The sequence below is a fragment of the Thauera sp. genome, from assembly GCF_034003485.1.
Classification (GTDB): Bacteria; Pseudomonadota; Gammaproteobacteria; order Burkholderiales; family Rhodocyclaceae; genus Thauera.
The window spans coordinates 1-19,240 of the sequence record NZ_JAVEYL010000004.1; the positions used below are offsets into that span (position 1 = coordinate 1).

At 67.6% G+C, this 19,240-nt stretch carries 16 protein-coding genes; 9 read left to right on the top strand and 7 right to left on the bottom strand.

Annotated features, from left to right (window positions below):
- Positions 1 to 471: 471 nt before the first annotated feature.
- The 6 genes from RBT54_RS02980 to RBT54_RS03005 all read right to left on the bottom strand — a co-directional run bounded on the left by RBT54_RS02980 (position 472) and on the right by RBT54_RS03005 (position 6,369).
- On the bottom strand, positions 472 to 1,227 hold the full coding sequence (locus RBT54_RS02980; RefSeq protein WP_320363961.1) for a hypothetical protein: 756 nt from the start codon (positions 1,225 to 1,227) through the stop codon (positions 472 to 474).
- Positions 1,228 to 1,891: 664 nt separating this feature from the next.
- On the bottom strand, positions 1,892 to 2,548 hold the full coding sequence (locus RBT54_RS02985) for a PIN domain-containing protein (RefSeq protein ID WP_320363962.1): 657 nt from the start codon (positions 2,546 to 2,548) through the stop codon (positions 1,892 to 1,894).
- Positions 2,549 to 2,569: 21 nt separating this feature from the next.
- Positions 2,570 to 3,523 carry a restriction endonuclease gene (locus RBT54_RS02990; protein ID WP_320363964.1) on the bottom strand — a complete coding sequence of 318 codons (954 nt, stop codon included), beginning with the start codon at positions 3,521 to 3,523 and terminating at the stop codon, positions 2,570 to 2,572.
- A 136-nt stretch (positions 3,524 to 3,659) separates the two neighbouring features.
- Positions 3,660 to 4,979: a ferric reductase-like transmembrane domain-containing protein gene (locus RBT54_RS02995; protein ID WP_320363966.1), complete on the bottom strand. Its 1,320-nt coding sequence runs from the start codon at positions 4,977 to 4,979 to the stop codon at positions 3,660 to 3,662.
- A 167-nt stretch (positions 4,980 to 5,146) separates the two neighbouring features.
- A complete protein-coding gene (locus RBT54_RS03000; protein ID WP_320363968.1) occupies positions 5,147 to 6,016 on the bottom strand; it encodes a putative RNA methyltransferase in 870 nt (289 codons plus the stop codon).
- Positions 6,013 to 6,369 (bottom strand): cupin domain-containing protein, encoded by a 357-nt coding sequence (locus RBT54_RS03005; protein WP_320363969.1) that lies wholly within the window; start codon positions 6,367 to 6,369, stop codon positions 6,013 to 6,015. Before RBT54_RS03005 ends, RBT54_RS03000 begins: the two co-directional genes overlap by 4 nt.
- Positions 6,370 to 6,511: 142 nt before the next feature.
- On the opposite strand from RBT54_RS03005, the gene RBT54_RS03010 reads away from it, so the two are divergent.
- From RBT54_RS03010 to RBT54_RS03040, 7 genes are all read left to right on the top strand, one after another.
- Positions 6,512 to 8,131, top strand: a complete 1,620-nt coding sequence (locus tag RBT54_RS03010) for an AAA family ATPase (RefSeq protein ID WP_320363970.1) — start codon at positions 6,512 to 6,514, stop codon at positions 8,129 to 8,131.
- Between the two features lie 118 nt (positions 8,132 to 8,249).
- On the top strand, positions 8,250 to 9,344 hold the full coding sequence (locus tag RBT54_RS03015; RefSeq protein WP_320363971.1) for a metal-dependent hydrolase: 1,095 nt from the start codon (positions 8,250 to 8,252) through the stop codon (positions 9,342 to 9,344).
- A gap of 5 nt (positions 9,345 to 9,349) precedes the next feature.
- Positions 9,350 to 9,925, top strand: coding sequence for a protein disulfide oxidoreductase (locus RBT54_RS03020; RefSeq protein ID WP_413788418.1), 576 nt, complete (start codon positions 9,350 to 9,352; stop codon positions 9,923 to 9,925).
- A 10-nt stretch (positions 9,926 to 9,935) separates the two neighbouring features.
- A complete protein-coding gene (locus RBT54_RS03025) occupies positions 9,936 to 10,904 on the top strand; it encodes an alpha/beta hydrolase (protein ID WP_320363973.1) in 969 nt (322 codons plus the stop codon).
- A gap of 81 nt (positions 10,905 to 10,985) precedes the next feature.
- The gene (locus tag RBT54_RS03030) at positions 10,986 to 12,017 is read left to right on the top strand and encodes a DctP family TRAP transporter solute-binding subunit (RefSeq protein ID WP_320363974.1); all 1,032 of its coding nucleotides are present in this window, start codon (positions 10,986 to 10,988) and stop codon (positions 12,015 to 12,017) included.
- A gap of 207 nt (positions 12,018 to 12,224) precedes the next feature.
- A complete protein-coding gene (locus RBT54_RS03035) occupies positions 12,225 to 12,710 on the top strand; it encodes a TRAP transporter small permease (RefSeq protein ID WP_320363975.1) in 486 nt (161 codons plus the stop codon).
- Entirely contained in the window at positions 12,707 to 13,990 is a 1,284-nt protein-coding gene (locus RBT54_RS03040) for a TRAP transporter large permease (RefSeq protein ID WP_320363977.1), read from the top strand. Before RBT54_RS03035 ends, RBT54_RS03040 begins: the two co-directional genes overlap by 4 nt.
- 66 nt (positions 13,991 to 14,056) lie before the next feature.
- Here RBT54_RS03040 and RBT54_RS03045 read toward each other — a convergent pair whose 3' ends face one another.
- Positions 14,057 to 14,680 (bottom strand): TetR/AcrR family transcriptional regulator, encoded by a 624-nt coding sequence (locus RBT54_RS03045; RefSeq protein WP_320363979.1) that lies wholly within the window; start codon positions 14,678 to 14,680, stop codon positions 14,057 to 14,059.
- Between the two features lie 198 nt (positions 14,681 to 14,878).
- On the opposite strand from RBT54_RS03045, the gene RBT54_RS03050 reads away from it, so the two are divergent.
- Together RBT54_RS03050 and RBT54_RS03055 are read left to right on the top strand one after the other, a co-directional pair.
- A complete protein-coding gene (locus RBT54_RS03050; protein WP_320363981.1) occupies positions 14,879 to 16,069 on the top strand; it encodes an efflux RND transporter periplasmic adaptor subunit in 1,191 nt (396 codons plus the stop codon).
- Between the two features lie 11 nt (positions 16,070 to 16,080).
- Positions 16,081 to 19,239, top strand: coding sequence for an efflux RND transporter permease subunit (locus tag RBT54_RS03055; protein WP_320363982.1), 3,159 nt, complete (start codon positions 16,081 to 16,083; stop codon positions 19,237 to 19,239).
- Position 19,240 lies beyond the last annotated feature (1 nt).

Genomic DNA, 19,240 nt, shown 5'->3' on the forward strand with positions numbered 1-19,240 from the left:
GGCACATCCATGACGAACACCACCAGCACGAACACGACTTCGCCTGGAACAGTGACGATCCACATGAACATCGGCACCGCCACGAGGCGCTGGTCCACAAGCACCCGCACTTTCCGGACATCCACCATCGGCATTCACATTGATTGACCAGAACACCAATTTGGCGTCTCCAATATGTCATGCGAGGTGGCGGCTTCACTCGGTTACTTGCCGTTCGGACCACGAAGTGCCCGATGGCTGGATTGGGTCGGGACGCGACGAGCAACCTTCTTAGTTCAGCGCCGGAAACCGGCCGCTCAAGTTTCGCATCCCGAAAGCTGCCGGACGCCATCGAGTGCAGCCGACCCGTTACTGCCGTTGAGCTTTCAGGGAAGCTGTCATTCAACGTCTGAGTTAGCCGGCCCGCGCAGGCAGCCGTCGCGGGTCCGGCCGAGCGAGGGGTTAGGCCGCACTGCGCGCGGCGCGACGTCTCTAGAACCAGCCTTTCACTATGTTGATGATCTCGGAGATGATTCGCACGGCTACGTAGAATGCTGCGATCACCACCAATACCCCCGAGATAATGGCCGCAATCTTGGCGCCTCCCAGAATCTTGAGGCCAGCATGGATTGCTGCGGCGATCGTTTGCAGCTGCGTGATATCTACACCCTGCGGCGTGTCAATCCTCTTCCCCGCGCTTGGTGTGATCAAGGTGTGCGTGAGCTTGGCTGCCTCAGCGAGGTTCTCCACTTCATCCCGCCGTTGGGTAAGTACCCTGAATGCGGTGTACTTGCCCTGCGCATCCTTGGTTTGGTCTTCAAACTCAGCCGAAATCTCGCGTACCTTCGTGCGCAGCGAGTCATAGAGCTTGCCAAGCGGCTCGTCCCAAGTAACGTCGTTGTCGCTGGCGATTTTGTCGACCACAGCGAGAGCGTCAGAGGCCGCTCGCCAGTAGCGAATGGGGTCGCAATACTCATCGGAATCTTCAGTTGCTGCAGAGCGAAGCAGCTTCTCTGTAAGTTCGAGCCAACCCTTCATCCGGTCGATCGGCGTTTCGGCAAAGTCTTCTACCGTCCATCCCTTGCCGGCTTGCCAACAGGCCACCTTCTTCGCTTCAGGTTCACCCGCCGTCAAACAGATTCCTCGCGTCTCGGTCCGAGGTGTGGTTGGGTCAGTTCGAGTCGGCCGGCAGGGAATTTCGGGAGACCAAGGGCCGAACTGGATTGGGGAGGGGTAGTGAATCTCCATGGCGTTCTCCTTTGTTTGCTCGGGGCAATCGGAATGCAGAGAGATCTGGCAGGGAGGTGGTTGTGCGGCCTAACTTTGTTTTCGGGCGACTGCACTGCTGCGTAACATGACCTCTACTGCGATACACGGGATTTCAACCTGCCCGAAGAAACTAACCAAATCAGCAGTCTATCGGGGTTTGGAGTCTTGCTTGTTCTTACTAACAGTGCGGCAAATCCGGCCACGCTCAAAATCATCGACCGCAGCGCACACAGATGGAGAACCTCTCCTTGCTGCGCCGGATTCTCACCGCATTCTTTCGACCGGCACGAGCCCGTCGTCATGCCATGGCTTCAACATAGACGAGCGCCGTCAACCCGCAAGTCAAATGTAACGGTCACCGACCGCTCCTGGCCGGGTCGAGCCAAGGCGCGGTCCAAGTTGGCCGCTGTAAACCGGCCATTCCAGCGGATTGGGGGTAGCCCCGTCTCTTGAGATCGAAATGTACCCACGACCGACGGCAACTGGCCGAATGTGTGAGGTCGGGCTGAGTGCTCAGTAGCTGCCGTTGGTGATCAGGCGGAGGTCGCCCTGAGTGGCCGCACCGGCCGAGTTGCTGCCAAACGTTTGGCTGGATCGACCAGCGTCTGACCTGAGCGTCATTGCGATGCGGTGCGTTCTAGTGCTACTCCGGAATCGCGTAAGCGAGACGCTGCCCCGCCACTTTCACGAGACCCCGCTTCACCAGTTCCGAGCACACCATGTCGACGGTCGAGCCCGATACGTCCTTGCCGAGTTTGGACTGGATGGCGTTGTGCAACTTGCTCAACTTGCCCGGTCTCACCCGCTTCATGGCGACCAGTTGCGCGACGGCCATTGTGCAGAGCTCTTCGAACCTTCCCGCATCCGCTACGTGACGCTCGTTCGGCCGCGCTTGTGCGGGATCCGCGACCGACTTAACGGGGCTTGCTGCCCGAAAACAGGGCATCTCCTCGATCGACGGCGACCGCGCCGAGAATACCTTTCGTGCTTTCAGGTGCTGGATCAGGGGGTCGAAGCCCATGTCTTTCGAGATGATGTGGAAGAAGCCGCTCGGGTCTTCGGCGGCGAGACGGCCAAGATGAAAGGCGACGTGGAAGTCCAGTGCGTTCGCGCCGGGTGATTCAAGCATCACGTACTCCCCGCGCGTGCCGAACGTCTGCATGGCAAGTACGAGATCGACTGGCAGTTTCGTGTTCTTGGGCCCGAGGAACACCATGACGCGGAAGTGCTCGCCCTTGAGCAGCTCGAGCGACTTGACGTGAACGTTCTCGAAGTCGATCAGGACATGGTTGGTGCGCAAGGCAGGCTCCCAGCGTTGCGGTTAGGGGGTTGCCCCGCGCATCTGCAGCGTCGCGCGGCATTTCGGAAAATGGACACAGCCCCAGAATCGTCCGCGCTTCCCGTCGCGCGCAGCCATCTTTACCCCGCACGATGGGCAGGTGGGCGTCGTCCACTCGCCTTCCGTCGCAAAGGCGAGCAGTTGTTGGCGCAGGGCCTCGGGCAAGCGCTCGAGCATGGCGAGGAACAGTTTGCCGTCGAGCAGGGTGATCCGGTTCTCGGTGGCGAAGGCGCGGGCCTCGTCGGTGAAGCCGTTCGGGGCCATGAAGAAGGCCTTTTCAACGCGCTCGTGCGCCATCACGCCGCGCAGTTCCCGCACCGGCTTGACGCCGACGGCCTGGTTCCAGGCCTTGCACTGGACGACCGCCGTGCAACGCTGGGGATCGGCGTCGTCCTGGAACAGGCGGATGTCTACGCCGCCGTCGGCGCCGAGTCGGGTGGTTCCGGCCCGGATGCCTTTCACGCGATAGAACTCGCAACAGAGATCCTCGAAGCGCTTCCATTCGATGCGGTCGATGAGCTCGCGCGACCAGGCGGTCGGACGAGCCGGGGGCGCCGCGGCGTTGGTCGGGCTTACGAATGACGTCGCAAGCGGTGCCTTGTCGAGTTCCGACAACGAGGCCTCGGTTGCGCGAACCGCTGGCTGTATCGGGCGGCTTGCGGGCGGGCGGGGCGGGGCTGTGGGTGCCTGCAGGTTCTGCGCGAAGAAGCGGATCAGCGAAATGCTGCCGAAGAGGACGGCCATCAGCCAGGCCAGCGGCACGAATGCGAGCACCAGACCGCTGAGCATGCGGCTGCTACCGAACATGGCGGGAATGATCACGGTGGCTGCGAGGACGCACACCGCCGCCATGGCGGCAGAGACCTTCCAGTCGGACGTGGTGGCGATCTCGAACAGGCCCGGATCGCGGCGGGACTTGCGGTAACGGCGGGACATGCCGCGATTATGCTTTGCACGAATACATGCGGCATGGCCGAAGCAATGACACCTGCGAACTACTTCTCGGAGCTGGGCCGATTTGACGAGTGCGGTGCGAGGCGCGACGACCGCAGCCGCCGCGCCCCTCGCCCCGTCACCGCATCTCGAACGCCTCGCGCCGGAAGCTCAGCCGCCGTCCCCACAGCCGCGCCAGCCCGGCCTTGAGCTGGTCGCCGAAGCCGCGCGGGCCGCAGAACCAGACTTCCGCGCGCCGGCCGTCGGTGGCGGTGGCGGCGAGGTGCTCGGGCGTCAGGTCGTTGCCGGCGGCGCGGTCGTGGATGTGCAGGCTCACGCTCGGCAGCTCGGCGCACAGGCTGCGCAGGCGTTCGACGAAGGGGTCGTGCGCCGCGCCGCGGGTGCTGTAGTGCAGCTCCACCGTCGGGGCCGCGGCGGGGTCGGCGCGCAGCGCGTCGAGCCAGGCCAGGAAGGGGGTGACGCCGATGCCGCCGGCGATCCAGATCTGGCGAGCCTTGCGGTCCTGGCGACCGAGCACGAAGCGGCCGTAGGGGCCTTCAATGGTGACCGCCTGACCGACCGCGACGCGGCTGGCGAGCTGGCGGGTGTAGTCGCCCAGGGCCTTGATCTGGAAGGTGAGGCTGCGGTCGCCGTGGTCGGCGCTGGCGATGGTGAAGGGGTGCGAGCCCTCGAAACGCTCGAGGCCGACGAAGGCGAACTGCCCGGCCTGGTGTCCGCGCCAGGCGCCGTCGAGCCGGCACACGATCTCGGTGACGTCGGGGGCGGGCGAGGATACGGCGGTGACCACACCCTGCACCTTGCGGTCGCGACCGATGCGGCCGGTGAGCGCGACCACCGAGGCCACCGTGCCGGCGGCGAGCAGCAGCGCGAGGACGAGGCCGACCGGCTGCGCCCAGTAGTCGGGCGGCGCCAGCACGGCGGCGTGGAAGGCGAGCAGCAGGTAGAACACCGGCATCGCGCGGTGCAGGTGGCGCCAGAACTTGTAGGGGAAGCGCTTCCACAGGCTGAGCACGACCATCGCCAGCACCAGGTAGATGGCGAATTCGCCGAGCTCCTCGCCGGCGTCGCGCAGCATCTCGTACAGGCCGCCGAATTCATCGTGCTCTGGCTTCCCGGCCTTGCCGTACAGCGACTTGATGACGTCGTCCGACATCTCGATCAGCCAGTGCAGCGCGGCGAACACCGCGGCCAGGATGCCGGCCCATTTGTGCAGGCGGAAGATGCGGTCCATGCCGCCGAGCGGGCGCTCGAGCATGGTGGGGCGGGTGGCGAGCACCATCGCGAGCGACATCAGGCCGATGGCGAGCAGGCCGCTGAGATAGAGGCCCTGCTCGCGGACGAGCCAGGGCAGGGAGGCGGTGCCGCCGTCGAGGGCGGCGACGTTCAGCCCCCAGGCGAGGGCGAGGATGCCAATGAAGGCGGATAGGACGGGGATCATGGCGGCAGCTCCCGGAGCGGCGAATCGGAAAGGGGCGCCTGCTACGCCGGCACCCCCGTGCAAGCACTTGCATGCTGCGCTCCGATCGCTGAACCAATCCTGAAGCGGCTGTTCACCGCCCGTTCATCCGGGCCTGGTGGAGTGAGTGGGGCAACGTCCGTGCTGCGTCATGGCGCGTGTCGCGCGTAGCGTGCCAGGCGCACATCCACCGTCATCGTCAGCGCGGTGAGCGCAGCGGCGCGGGCGCGGCCTTCCGCGGTGGCGCGGTAGAGGTGGGGCGTCATCGCCAGCAGGTCGGCGATCGGCGCGGCGCCGTCGACGTGGATCTGGAAGCGCAGGGTATCGGTGCCGAGGTGCGCGAAGCCGGGCGGCGCCTGGCGTGCAGCGGGGCGTTCGGGCTTGAGGGTGGGGTAGATGACCTCGCGCAGTTCGCGCAGGTGTTCGGGGCCGGCGTCGACCTGCAGCAGCTCGCCGCCGCGGCGCAGCACGCGGGCGAATTCGGGGTAGACCGGGAAGCCGAACATGCACAGCACGCGGTCGAGCGTGCCCGGCAGCACCGGCAGGCCGGCGTTGCTGCCGACGACCCAGGCGGCGCGGGGGGTGCCGCGGGCGTCCTGGCCGTCGCGTTTGGCTGCTGCCTGCACCGCCCACTTCGAGATGTCGAGACCGAGCAGCGCGAGCGGGTGCGCGTCGCCCGCGGTGGCGGCGAGCTGGCGCAGGTAATAGCCCTCGCCGCAGCCGGCGTCGAGGCAGGTGAGCGTGCGGGCTGCGGGGGCCGCCTGCAGCAGCGCCTGGGCGACCGCGTCGGCGATCGGCTGGTAATGCCCGGCTTCGAGAAAGCGCCGGCGCGCGGCGACCATGTCCTTGCTGTCGCCGGGGTCGAGCGAACGCTTGTTCTGCACCGGCAGCAGGTTCACGTAGCCCTGGGCGGCGATGTCGAAGCAGTGGCCGTCGGCGCAGCGCCAGCTCGCGCCGCTGCGCTGCAGGGGCGCACCGTCGAGCGGACAGGCGAGCGCGGTGAAGGGCGAGACGCTCACTTGGCCGCGTCGGCCGGGCTGCGCAGCATCACCAGCACCATCTTGAAGGGTTCGAGCGGGGTGACGGCGTGGGGCACGTTGGCCGGCATCAGCAGGGTTTCGCCGGCGCCCAGGGCGTGATGCTCGCCGCCGAGCAGGATGTCGGCACGCCCTTCGACGCCGATCAGCAGCGCGTCGAACGGTGCGGTGTGTTCGCTCAGCCCCTCGCCGGCGTCGAAGGCGAACAGCGTGACGCTGCCGCCGGCGTTCTTCACCAGCATGCGGCTGACCACGGCCTTGTCCTGGAACTGCAGCATCTGCGCGAGGTTTTCGACGCGCGGCGGGGCGTCGGAGAGACGGTTTCCGGTGCTCATGGGGGCCTCTTTGTAGATGGTCATCGAATCGCCAGAATCATTGCCCGCTTTGCCAGCGCTGTCCATGACGTTGCTCAGCCCTTGCGCGGGCAGTGTCCTCCAAGTCCGATACCATGGCGGCAGGATGCGGAGGTGATCGGAGATGAGCGGCGACGAGCGCAGTGCAGGCGACCTTGTGCACCAACTGATGCAGCCGGGCGTGCTGCCCGGCTCGGAGGGTGGCGTGGACTTGATCGAGACCCACATCTCCTGGGTGCTGCTCGCCGGCGAGCACGCCTGGAAGCTGAAGAAGCCGCTCGATCTGGGCTTCCTGGATTTCAGCACGCTGGAACGCCGGCGCGAGGCCTGCGAGGCGGAGCTGCGCCTGAACCGGCGCACGGTGCCGGAGCTGTACGAGGCGGTGGTGCCGGTGTGGCGAACGGCGCAGGGCGTGCGCGTCGGTGCGGATGTCGTTGATGCGGACGCGCCGCTCGATTACCTCGTCCGCATGCGCCGCTTCGACCAGTCCGCGCTATTCACCGCCCTGCTCGATGCCGGCCAGCTCGAGCCAGCGCTGTTCGACGACCTCGCTCACCACGTCGCGACTTTCCACGCCGCAGCGGCTGTCGCGCAGCCGGGGCAGGGCTTTGGCGATGCGGCGGCGGTGCATGCGCCGGTGCGGCAGAACTTCGCCCAGTTGCGCGCGCAGTTGGCGCTTGCGCAGGTCAACGATCCGGCAATGCTCGAAGAGCTCGCCCGCGTGGAGGCCTGGGCCGAGGCGCAGTTCGCCGCGCTGGCGCCGGTGTTCGACGCGCGCCTCGCCGCCGGGCGGGTGCGCGAATGCCATGGCGATCTGCACCTGGGCAACCTGATCGTGCTCGACGGCGAGCCGCGCCTGTTCGACGCGATCGAGTTCAGCGCCGCGCTGCGCTGGACCGACGTGATCACCGACATCGCCTTCCTGGTCATGGACCTGCAGGCGCGCGGTCAGCCCGCGCTCGGCGGGCGTTTCCTCAATGCCTGGCTGGAACGCAGCGGCGACTACGCCGGGCTGCGCGTGCTGCCGTACTACCTGAGCTACCGCGCGATGGTGCGCGCCAAGGTCGCCGCCATCCGTGCGGCGCAGGTCGAGGGGGAGGAGCGCGTACAGACTCTGGCCGAGTGCGCGCGCTACCTCGCGCTCGCCGCCGCGCCGGCGCAGATGCCGGCCCCGGCCTTGTTGATCGCCAGCGGTGTCTCCGGCAGCGGCAAGACCAGCCAGTCGCAGCCGCTGATCGAGCAGCGCGGCGTGATCCGCGTGCGGGCGGACGTCGAGCGCAAGCGCCTGTTCGGACTGGAAGCGGACGCGGCGAGTGGTTCCACGCTCGGCGGCGGGCTCTACACCGCCGAGGCTACCGCGCGTACCTATGCGCGCCTGGCTGAGCTCGCGCGCGCGGTGGTGGAGGCGGGCTATCCGGTGCTGGTTGATGCGACCTTTCTCAAGCGCGCGCAGCGCCGCGGCTTTGCCGAGCTGGCCGACGCGCTCGGCGTGCCCTTCGTCATCCTCGCCTTCGACGCGCCGGCGGCGGTGCTGCGCGAGCGCGTGCGCAGCCGCAGCGCGGCCGGTGGCGACGCGTCCGAAGCCGACGTGGAGGTGCTCGAAGTGCAACTTCGCACGCGCGAGGCGTTCGAAGTGGAGGAACTCGCGCGCGTGCTGCCGATCGATACGCGCTCGGCGCCGGACTGGCGCACGCTGCTGCCTGAGCTCGAGCGCCTGTGGCGCGCTACGCCAGGGCCGGTTTGACGCTGCGCCCGACCTGCCTGCAGGACGCCCGACCCAACTTGTGTCGAGCGTGCACAAGGGCAGTGCGCGCAGGGGCAGCGACCCGGCAGCCTCTCCAATAACGAACAGCCTGGACCCCATGGATACACTCACTCACGCGCTCTCGGGCGCTCTCGTCGGCCGTGTGCTCGCGGGGCGACGCGCCCCTGCGGGCGCTGGCTCGGCGCCGGTAACGGCCACGCCGCCCGTGTGGCAGATGGTGGTCGCCGGCACCGTCGCCGCGACCTTCCCCGACCTCGACTTCGTGCTCGGCTGGATCTCCGAGCTCACCTACCTGCGCGGCCACCGCGGCGTCACCCACTCGCTGCTCCTGCTGCCGCTCTGGGGCTTGACGATCGCCTGGCTGCTGGCGCGCTTCTGGCAGCGCGGCGGGCGGCCGGGCGCGGACTGGCGCAGCTTCTACGTGGTGGTGTGCAGTGCGCTCTTCGTGCACATCCTCGGCGATCTGATCACCCAGTTCGGCACCATGATCCTGGCTCCACTCTCCGACCACCGCTTCGGCTGGGGCACCACCTTCATCATCGATCTGCCTTTCACCGGCATCATCCTCGCCAGCCTGCTCGCGAGCGCACTGTGGCGCAGCAGCAGGGTGCCGGCGACGGCGGCGCTGGTGCTGCTCGCCGGCTGGGTCGGTGTGCAGGCGACGGGGCGCGCCGAGGCGATCGACGCCGCGCGCGCCTACGCCGCGGCGCAGGGCATCCCGGTCGTCGAGCTCGACGCCGCGCCGCGCCCGGCTTCGCCCTTCAACTGGACCGCGATCGTGTTCGACGGCGAGCGCTACCACTACGCCCACATCAACACCCGGCGCAGCGAACCGCTCGTCGCCACCGAGGACGACAACTTCATCCGCCGCTTCTCTGCGCCCTACCGGCCGGTGGCGATGGCGCAGTGGCAAGTGGGCGAGCGCTTCGGCAATGGCGACGGCCGTGAGCTCGCGCAGACGGTGTGGCAGGCCGAGGACTTCGCCTTCTTCCGCTGGTTCGCGATGTTCCCGGTGCTCGACCACGTCGAGCGCGACGCCAGCGGCCAGGTCTGTGCGGCGTTTCGCGACCTGCGCTTCGTGACCCCGGGGCGCGGCCGCGAACCCTTCATCTACGGGCTGTGTGGCGTTGCGGGCGAATGGCGCCTGTTCGAGCGCGAGGGCGACGTGCGGCGCTGGATCGACGTACGATGACGCGGATGAAAGACGACGATTCCAATCTGCCTCCCGTACACGCCGAGCCGCCCGCCGAGAAGCCTGCTCGAACGGCGTCGCGCTGGCGGCGGTGGACGGTGGAGATCGCAATCTTCGTGGTCATCTTCTTTGCCATCCAGGCCTGGATGGCGCGCGACGTGCCGGCCGGCCCCGCGCCCGACTTCGCCACGATCGCCGCCGATGGTAGTTCGCTGAGCCTCGCCGACTGGCGCGCAGCCCATTCCGGAAAGGCGGTCGGCGTGTATTTCTGGGCCGACTGGTGCCCGATCTGCACCGCGCAGCAGGGCACGATCGACGGCGTACAGGCCGATTACCCGGTGCTCACGGTGGCCATGCAGTCGGGCGATGCCGCGGCGGTGGCCGGGGTGCTCGCCGAGCGCGAGCTCGACTGGACCACCGCCATCGACGCCGACGGCCGTATCGCCCAGATGTACGGCCTGCGCGGCGTGCCCGCCTTCGTCATCGTCGGCCCGGCGGGCGAGATCCGCTCCGTGTCGCTCGGCTACACCACGGGCTGGGGTCTGCGTGCGCGGCTGTGGTGGGCGGGTTTGAGTTCTTGAGGAGCAACAAATGGGCGCACCCGGACTGATCGCCGCCTTTACCGCCGGTGCAGCCACGCTCGCCGGCGGGCGGGCGCTGGTGCATTGGGGGATCCGCAAGGGCCTGGCGGCGCCGCGGGTGGCGCATCACACCGACCCGGGTGCGCTTGGGCTGGCGTTCGAGACGCTGCGCATCGGCACCGAGAATGGCAGGTCGCTGCATGCGTGGCTCATTCCCGCGCCGGGGCGCGCCGCCGTTGCCGGTGCGGATGCGGCGGCCCCTCCGGATATGGCCCCAATTGAATCCGGCGTGTCGCCCGAGTCCGCGCCCGCAGTGGTGGTGATGCACGGCTGGGGCGGCAATGCCGCCCTGATGCTGCCGCTCGCGCGTCCGTTGCATGAGGCCGGCTACGCGACGCTGTTCGTCGATGCGCGCTGCCACGGCGCGAGCGACGATGAAACCTTCACCTCGTTGCCGCGCTTTGCCGAGGACGTCGAGCACGCCTTCGCCTGGCTGGCCACCCGCGCCGGCGTCGACCCGCAGCGCATCGCGCTGCTCGGGCATTCGGTGGGCGCGGGCGCGGTGCTGTTCGCGGCCTCGCGCACGCCGCAGGTGGCGGCGGTGGTCAGTGTGGCGGCGTTCTCTCACCCGGCGGCGATGATGCGGCGCTGGCTGGCGGCCAAGCGCATTCCCGAAAAACCGATCGGCCGCTACATCCTCGACTACGTGCAGAAGACCATCGGCTACCGCTTCGACGACATCGCGCCGGTCGCCACCATCTCGCGCATCCGCCGCCCGGTGCTGCTGGTGCATGGCGCGGACGACGAGATCGTGCCGATCGACGAGGCGCAGCAGATTTTCGCCGCGCGCGGCGACACGCCGGTCGAGCTGATGACCGTGTCGGGCGACCATGAATCCTTCGCCGACCTCGAGCACCACATGGGGCGGCTGGTGGCGTTTCTTGACCGCGTGCTGGCCGCGGGGCGCGCTGGTTTGTAGAATCGACCTTCCTTCCCACGCTCCGGAGCGCACCACGCGCATCTCAGCCGGAAAAACAAGCACAAAACGGAGACGCATCCCATGCAAAAACGCCGCTTTACCGCCCTCATCGCCGGCCTGTTCGCATCCGCCGCGCTCGGCTTCTCGATGCCGGCCACGGCCCAGCAGTACAAGGACGAATACAAGCTCTCCACCGTGCTCGGCGAGGCCTTCCCCTGGGGCTGGGGCGCGAAGCGCTGGGCCGACCTGGTCGCCGAGAAGACCGAAGGCCGCATCAAGATCAAGGTCTATCCGGGCACCTCGCTGGTGTCGGGCGACCAGACCAAGGAATTCACCGCGCTGCGCCAGGGCATCATCGACATGGCGGTCGGCTCGACGATCAACTGGTCGCCGCAGGTCAAGGAGCTCAACCTGTTCGCGCTGCCCTTCCTGATGCCCGACCACAAGGCGATCGACGCGCTCACGCAAGGCCGCGTCGGCACGAAGATGTTCGAGATCCTCGCCGAGCGCGACGTGGTGCCGCTGGCCTGGGGCGAGAACGGCTTCCGCGAGGTCTCCAACTCGAAGAAGCCGATCCGCACGCCGGACGACGTCAAGGGCATGAAGATGCGCGTGGTGGGCTCGCCGCTGTTCCTCGCCACCTTCAACGCGCTCGGTGCCAACCCGACGCAGATGAGCTGGGCCGACGCCCAGCCGGCGATGGCGACCGGCGCGGTCGATGGCCAGGAGAACCCGCTCGCGGTGTTCAACGCCGCCAAGCTGCACACCGTGGGGCAGAAGAACCTGACCCTGTGGGGCTACGTGGCCGACCCGCTGATCTTCGTGGTCAACAAGAACGTGTGGAATTCCTGGTCCGAAGCCGACCGCAAGGCGGTGCAGGAAGCCGCGCAGCAGGCCGCCACCGAGGAGATCGCCCGCGCCCGCGCCGGCATCTCGGCGGGCGATGACGCGCTGCTGAAGGAGATCGAGGCCAACGGCGTGGCGGTGGTGCGCCTTTCTGATGCCGAGCGTGACGCCTTCCGCACCGCCACCGCGGGGGTGTACAAGGAGTGGGCCGAGAAGATCGGTGCCGACCTGGTCAAGCAGGCCGAGGAAGACATCGCCAAGCGTTGATTTGGGCATGTGCCCGGCGCGGCCCTCGAGAGCCGCGCCGGGTGCTTCCCGTGGCTGATGCGAGATCGTTTTCGCGGGCAAGCCCGCTCCCACGGTGCCGAGTGCGCCAGTTCGCTGTGTGGGAGCGGGGCTGCCCGCGAATGTTTTGAACCGTAATCCGCTGACCCAATCCGCCGAGCCCCTTCGTGCTCGCGGATGACGTGTTCCATGACCCCCGAAATCCCAGATCCCGCGCCCGCCGAACAGCCGCCCTACACGATCGAACAGGTCCTCTCCGGCATCGTCATGGGCCTGATCGTGCTGATCACCTTCGGCAACGTGCTGGCGCGCTATTTCACCTCGCAGTCCTTCGCTGCGACCGAGGAGTTCTCGATTGCGCTGCTGATCGTGCTGTCTTTCCTCGGCTCATCGGCGGCCTTCGCCTTCGATCGCCATATCCGCGTCGACTTCTTCGTGCGCAAGTTGCCGCCGGGTTTGCGCGCGTTCGCCGACTGGCTGTCGTTCGCGGTCACCGCGAGCTTGTTCGCCTTCATCGCCTTCTACGCCGGCTGGCTGACCTGGGACCAGTACCGGTTTGAGGAAACCTCGCCCGCGCTCGGCGTGCCGCAGTGGTGGTACACGGTGTGGATGCCGGTGCTGGCGGTGGCGCTGGTGCTGCGCCTGATCATCACCCGGGTGCGGGGGCGCGCATGATCGGCTCCGTCCTCATCGGGTTGTTCCTGTTCGCCTTGCTCGCGGGCATGCCGCTGGCAACCGGACTGGGTGTGGCCAGCATCGCGGTACTGGCGATGGCGGGCTTCGACCAGCTTGCAGTGCCGACGAACATCTACGCCGGCATCGCCAAGTACCCGCTGCTGGCGATCCCGATGTTCATCCTCGCCGGCATGATCTTCGAGCGTTCGGGGGTGGCGATCCGCCTGGTGCGCTTCGTGACCGCGATGGTCGGCGAATGGACCGGCTCGCTCGCGGTGGTCGCCGTGCTGGTGTCGATGCTGCTCGGCGGCATCTCCGGTTCCGGCCCGGCCGATGCGGCGGCGGTGGCGGCGGTGATGCTGCCGTCGATGATCGCGCGCGGCTATCCGAAAGGCTTCTCCGCCGGCCTGATCGCCGCCTCGGGTTCGACCGCGATCGTGATCCCGCCCTCGGTGGCCTTCATCGTGTACAGCGTGATGGTGCCGGCGGCGACGGTGCCGGCGCTGTTCGCCGCCGGCCTGTTCCCGGGCATGATCGCCGCGCTCTGCCTGCTGGTGCCTGCGGTCATCATCAGCCGCAAGTACGGGTTCGGGCGCGACTACAAGGCCGAGCGCCCGCCGCTGGGCAAGAGCTTCATCGACGCGATCTGGGGCCTGCTGGCGCCGGTGATCATCCTCGGCGGACTGCGCACCGGCATCTTCACGCCCACCGAGGCGGCGGTGGTGGCGGTGGCCTACGGCATCTTCGTCGGCATGGTGGTGTATCGCAGCATCAGCTTCAAGGGGCTGTTCCGCGTGCTGGTCGACGCCGGCGAGCTGTCGGCCGTGGTGCTGATGATCATCGGCATCGCCTCGGTGTTCGCCTGGGCGGGCAACACGCTCGGCATCTTCGACGTCGCGGCCAAGGCGCTGGTCGGACTGCATTCGAGCGAATGGCTGATGCTGCTGTCGATCAACCTGCTGCTGCTCGCCGCCGGCATGTTCCTCGACGCGATCTCGATCTTCCTGATCCTGCTCCCGCTGCTGGTGCCGATCGCGGTGGCGATGGGCTGGGACCTGGTGTGGTTCGGGGTGATGATGACGATCAACCTCGCCATCGGCCAGTTCACCCCACCCATGGCGATCTCGCTGATGATCACCTCGCGCATCGCCGGCATCGGCATGGAGGAGACCTTCAAGTGGGTGATCTGGCTGGTGCTGGCGATGGGCGCCGGGCTGACGCTGATGATCGTCTTTCCGCAGATCGCGCTGTGGCTGCCGGGGAAGCTGGGGTATCTGTAAGCCGGTCCGCGAGTCGCTACGGCTCGCGCCGGCTCTTTTCGCGGTCCTTAGTGAAGACGCGGTGCTTCAGCCCGGCTGATCGAGCAGGTCGTTGATCGCGAGCTGGATGCGCTGCGCGACCCGCCGGCGGTCGAGGTCGGGGTTGCGGATCGTGCGCAGCAACAGGCCTTCGAACAGGGCGGCGAGCACTTCCACCATGTCGGCGGTGGCCCCGGGGGTGTCGTCGTGGCCGGCAGCGCTGCGGATGGCGCGGATGGTGACCATCAGCTCGCGGCGACACGCCTCGTCGGCCTCGCGGACAATCCTCGCGACGTGCGGGTTGCGCGCGGCCTCGGCGACGATTTCCACCTTGAGCGCCGCACTGGCTGGATCGAGTTGATCCAGCACGCCTTCGGCGGCGCGTTCGATCAAGGCATTGCGTACGTTGCACGCTGCGCGCAGTTCGGCGGTCAGGGTCAGCAGGGTTTCAAGATCCTGTGCCACGATCGCGCCGATGATCGCTTCCTTGTTCTCGAAGTAGTGATAGATATGGCCGGCGCTCATGCCGGCGATCTTCGAGATCTGTGCGATGCTGGCGCCATGAAAGCCGTGCTCGCGAAAGCACTGCGCCGCGGCGGCAAGAATCTGCTGGCGACGGGCGGCGGCGCGCGACGCGTCGGTGGTGGGGGGCGTTGGGTCGGTGATCTGCATGCTGTTCCAATCAGACGCTCGGGCCCGCCGTCGATGAACCACCGGAGCGGGGCGATGTCTTGAAAAATCTTGCGATGCAACAAACCATAACATAGAATGAGCGTTCGATCTAGAATAACCATTCTAATAGGCGGGGTGTCGGCCGGCGACCAACAGTTGCACGCCGACGTCGCCGCCTCTCGCGTTCACGAGGCTCCCATGAAGACAAGCTCCCAACCCCTTTTCAGGTCCGCGGCTGCGCTAGCGCTGAGCGCCCTGTTCCTTGCCGCTTGCAGTGGAGGCAAGGAACAGGGCGGCGCGTCGGGCGCAGGGGCGCCACCGCCGCCTGCCGTGACCGTGATGACGCTCAAGAGCGAAACGGTGCCGATGGTGGCCGAGTTGCCCGGCCGCACCAGCCCCTACCTGATCGCCGAGCTGCGCCCGCAGGTCACCGGCATCGTCACCGAGCGCGCCTTCAACGAGGGCAGCGAGGTCAAGGCCGGCCAGGTCCTGTACCGCATCGATCCCGCGCCCTACCAGGCCGCGTTCGATAGCGCCAGGGCCGCGCTCGCGCGCGCCGAAGCCAACGCCCAGGTGGCACGCATCAAGGCCGAACGCCATTCCGGCCTGGTGAAGATCGAGGCGGTCAGCAAGCAGGCCAACGACGACGCCCAGGCCGGGCTCAAGCAGGCGCAGGCAGAGGTCGCGGCCGCCAAGGCAGCGCTCGACAAGGCGAAGATCGACCTCGACTACACCCGCCTGAAGTCGCCGATCGCCGGCCGCATCGGGCGCTCGGCGGTGACCGCCGGCGCGCTGGTCACCGCGAACCAGGCGCAGGCACTCGCCACCGTGCAGCAGCTCGATCCCATCTACGTCGACCTGACCCAGTCCAGCGCCGAGATGCTGCGCCTGCGCAGCGAGATCTCCGCCGGTCGCCTGCAGGCGGGCGCCAAGGGCGAGGTGCCGGTGAAGCTGATCCTCGAGGACGGCAGCGAGTACGCCGCCGAAGGCCGCCTGGCCCTGTCCGAAGTAACCGTCGATGAGGGCACCGGCAGCGTGACCCTGCGCGCGCAGTTCTCCAACGCCGACGATCTGCTGTTGCCCGGCATGTACGTGCGCGCACGCCTGCCGCAAGGCACGCGCAGCGACGCGATCCTGGTGCCGCACAAGGCGCTCAGCCGCGATCCGCTCGGCAACGCGCTGGTGATGGCGGTCGATGCCGAGAGCAAGGTGGTCGCCCGTCCGGTGCAGGTTGCGCAGTCGCTCGGCGAGAACTGGGTGGTGAGCAGCGGAGTGAAGGCCGGCGAGCGCATCATCGTCGAGGGGCTGCAGAAGGTCCGCCCCGGCGTTACCGTGCAGGCCGAGGAAGCGGGTGCGGCGCCGGTGGCTCCGGCCGCCGCGGCGCAGTGAGGTAGGCGACCATGGCCCGTTTCTTCATCGACCGACCCATCTTCGCGTGGGTCATCGCCATCGTCATCATGCTGGCGGGCGCGCTGTCCATCCAGCAGTTGCCGGTGTCCCAGTATCCGTCGATCGCGCCGCCCGCGATCGTCATCAACGCCCGCTACCCGGGTGCGTCCGCCAAAGCGGTGGAAGACTCGGTGACGCAGATCATCGAGCAGAAGCTCACCGGCCTCGACGGCCTGCTGTACATGAAGTCGACCAGCGACGCCTACGGCAACGCCTCGACCACGCTGACCTTCTCCGCCGACACCGACCCCGATATCGCCCAGGTGCAGGTGCAGAACAAGATGCAGACCGCGCTGCCGCTGCTGCCGCAGGCGGTGCAGCAGCAGGGGGTGACGGTCGCCAAGTCGGCGATGAACTTCCTGATGGTGGTCGGCTTCGTGTCCGCGGACGGCAGCATGGACGGCACCGACCTGTCCGACTTCCTCGTGTCCTCGGTGCAGGACCCCTTGTCCCGCGTGGATGGCGTGGGCGAGGTGCAGGTGTTCGGCGCGCAGTATGCGATGCGGGTCTGGCTCGACCCGGCCAAGCTCACCAACTACCGCCTCACCCCGGGTGACGTGCGCACCGCGCTGCTGGCGCAGAACACCCAGGTGTCGGCCGGCCAGCTCGGCGGCACGCCGGCGCTGCCCGGTCAGGGCTTCACCGCCACCATCACCGCGCAGAGCCGCCTGCAGACCGTCGAGGAGTTCGAGTCCATCCTGTTGCGCAGCAGCATGCAGGGCGGCGAGGTCCGCCTGAAGGACGTCGCCCGCATCGAGATCGGCGCCGAGAACTACGGTACCCTCGCGCGCTTCAACGGCCAGCCCGCCGCCGGTGTGGGTGTTCGCCTCGCCTCCGGCGCAAACGCGCTCGACACCGCCACCGCGGTGCGCGCGAAGCTCGACGACATGCAGCGCTATTTCCCCGAAGGCGTGGAGTACGTCGTGCCCTACGACACCACGCCCTTCGTCAAGATCTCGATCGAGTCGGTGGTGATGACGCTGATCGAGGCGGTGGTGCTGGTCTTCCTGGTGATGTACCTGTTCCTGCAGAACCTGCGCGCCACACTGATCCCGACCATGGCGATCCCGGTGGTGCTGCTCGGCACCTTCGGCCTGATGGCCGCCTTCGGCTTCTCGATCAACACGCTCACCATGTTCGGCATGGTGCTGGCAATCGGCCTGCTCGTGGACGACGCCATCGTCGTGGTCGAGAACGTCGAGCGCGTGATGACCGAGGAGGGCTTGCCGCCCAAGGAGGCCACCAAGCGCTCGATGGACCAGATCACCAGCGCGCTGATCGGCATCGGCCTGGTGCTGTCGGCGGTGTTCGTGCCGATGGCCTTCTTCGGCGGCTCGACCGGTGTGATCTACCGCCAGTTCTCGATCACCATCGTGTCCGCGATGGCGTTGTCGGTGCTGGTCGCCATCGTGTTCACCCCGGCCCTTTGCGCCACCATCCTGAAGCCGGTGGAGAAGGGGCATGAACATGGCGAAGGCAGCTTGTTCGGCAGGTTCTTCCACTGGTTCAACATCAAGTTCGAGCGCAGCACGAAGGGCTACGAGTCGGCGGTGGGCGGCATCCTCAAGCGCAGCGTGCGTTTCCTCGCCATCTACCTCGCCATCGTCGTGGTGCTCGGCCTGCTCTTCGTGCGCATGCCGACCTCCTTCCTCCCCGAGGAAGACCAGGGCGTGATGTTCAACCAGGTCATGTTGCCCGCGGGCGCGACCCAGGAGCGCACGCTCGAGGTGCTGAAGAAGGTCGAGGACCACTTCCTCGAGAACGAGAAGGACTCTGTGCGCGCGATCTTCACCGTGGCGGGTTTCAGCTTCGGCGGCAGCGGCCAGCACATGGGCATCGGCTTCGTGAACCTGAAGCACTGGGACGAGCGCACGGCCCCCGGCCAGGACGTCAAGTCGATCGCCGGACGCGCGATGGGCGCGTTCTCGCAGATCCGCGAGGCCATGGTGTTCGCCTTCGTGCCACCGGCGGTGATCGAGCTCGGCACCTCGGGTGGCTTCACGGTGCAGATGCAGGACCGCTCCGGCCTCGGCCACGAGGCCCTGCTGGCCGCGCGCAACCAGTTCCTCGGCATGGCGGCGCAGGACACGCGTCTGGTCGGCGTGCGTCCGAACGGTCAGGAAGACATGCCCGAGCTGCAGCTCGACATCGACCACGCCAAGGCCGGTGCGCTCGGGCTGTCGGTCGCCGACATCAACGACACCTTGTCGACCGCCTGGGGTGGCAGCTACATCAACGATTTCCTCGATCGCGGCCGCATCAAGAAGGTCTACCTGCAGGGCGATGATCACGCGCGCATGACGCCCGAGGACCTCGACAAGTGGTACGTGCGTAACAAGACCGGCGACATGGTGCCGTTCTCGGCCTTCGCCACCTCGCACTGGACCTATGGCTCGCCGCGCCTGGAGCGCTTCAATGGCCAGCCCTCGATGGAGCTCCTCGGCCAGGCTGCGCCCGGCTTGTCGTCCGGCGAGGCAATGCAGGCGGTCGAGGACATCATGGCGAAGATGCCCCCGGGCATCGGCTACGACTGGTCGGGTACCTCCTACGAGGAGCGCCGCTCCGGCTCGCAGGCGCCGGCGCTGTATGCGCTGTCGCTGCTGGTGGTGTTCCTGTGTCTGGCGGCGCTTTACGAGAGCTGGTCGGTGCCCTTCGCGGTGATGCTGGTGGTGCCGCTCGGTGTGCTCGGCGCGCTGCTCGCCGCCACCGGGCGCGGGCTGTCGAACGACGTGTATTTCCAGGTCGGCCTGCTCGCCACCATCGGCCTGTCGTCGAAGAACGCGATCCTGATCGTGGAGTTCGCCAAGGCGCAGATGGAAGAGGAGGGCAAGGATCTGATCGCGGCCACGCTGACCGCGGTGCGCATGCGTCTGCGCCCGATCATCATGACCTCGCTCGCCTTCGGCTTCGGCGTGCTGCCGCTGGCGATCGCCACCGGCGCCGGCGCGGGCAGCCAGAACGCGATCGGCACCGGCGTGCTCGGCGGCACCATCGCCGCGACGCTGCTCGGCCTGTTCTTCGTGCCGCTGTTTTACGTCGCGATCAAGCGCGTTTTCCCGGACAAGCCCAAGGGTGAGGCCGCTGCGCCGTCCACCCAGGAGGGAAGTTGAG